The following is a 904-nucleotide window of genomic DNA, read 5'->3' as shown; positions in this document are numbered from 1 at the left end:
CGTCGGCGGAGACCACCACGGTGTGGGACACCCCGGGGGTGTTGTCCACGAAGTTGGTGATCAGCCAGTTCAGGTTCTGCGCCGCCTGGCTCATCGGGCTCAACTAACGCTCCTGGTGGTGAGTGGGGCCAATGCCGTGGCCGCCGCCTGCCGGACTGCTTCCGGCCTGACGGCCCCGCTGGATGCCCCGGCGGAGATTGGTCAGGCGTCCGCGTACGTCGTCGGGCGCACGCGAGACCTGCGGGCCCGCGGGCTGCACGGGCTCCTGCTGCGCCGTGCCCGCGACCAGGTTCGCGCGGGGCACCCGGCGCGGCAGGCCCGAGGTGGTGACACCTCCGGCGGCGGGCTGACGGACCCGTTCCGCCTGCCGGCCCAGCTCGTCGTTGGGCGAGGTGCGCCACTGGGCCGTCCCGTTGCCGTTCGTCCCGCCGCCGGCGGCCCGGGCGGGCTCACGGCGCTGCGGGGGCGGGTTGCCGGGCGACGACGGCGTCTGCCGGCCGTTGTCCTGCGGGCCGCCGTCCTCGCCGCCGCGGATGCCGCGGAACCAGTCGGACTCCAGGGTGTCGAAGAGCGGCGTACGGCCGTCTCCGGGCCCCTGGGCCGGGGGCAGCGCCTCCGGCTCGGTCCGCTGCTGCGGGGCCGGGGGACGCGGGAACTGGCCGGTGCTCTCCGGGCTCTGCCGCTGCTGCGGCGGGGCCGGGCGCTGCGGCGCCGGACCACCGGGCTGCCGGCCCTGGAAGTCGGGGCGCGCGAACTGCGCGGTCGACTCGGTGTCCTCGTGGCCGCGCGGGGCGTCCTGCGGCGGACGCGCCTGCTGCTGCGGCCAGTCGTCGGCGGAGGACCTGCGGGCGTCCCAGCCCGTACCCGGGGTGTCGACCGAGGGGTTGAGCGGGGGACCGGCGCG

General features: G+C 77.2%; 2 pseudogenes. Both read right to left on the bottom strand.

Going from position 1 to position 904, the window contains the following annotated elements:
* A pseudogene (locus tag GCU69_RS05950) lies at positions 1 to 94 on the bottom strand (roadblock/LC7 domain-containing protein); the annotation flags it as partial.
* A gap of 9 nt (positions 95 to 103) precedes the next feature.
* Positions 104 to 904 (bottom strand): annotated as a pseudogene (locus GCU69_RS32540) (histidine kinase); the annotation flags it as partial.

This window comes from Streptomyces lycii (assembly GCF_009735685.1).
Classification (GTDB): Bacteria; Actinomycetota; Actinomycetes; order Streptomycetales; family Streptomycetaceae; genus Streptomyces; species Streptomyces lycii.
The sequence above is the reverse complement of the archived record's forward strand: the minus strand, read 5'-3'. Positions and strand labels throughout refer to the sequence as shown.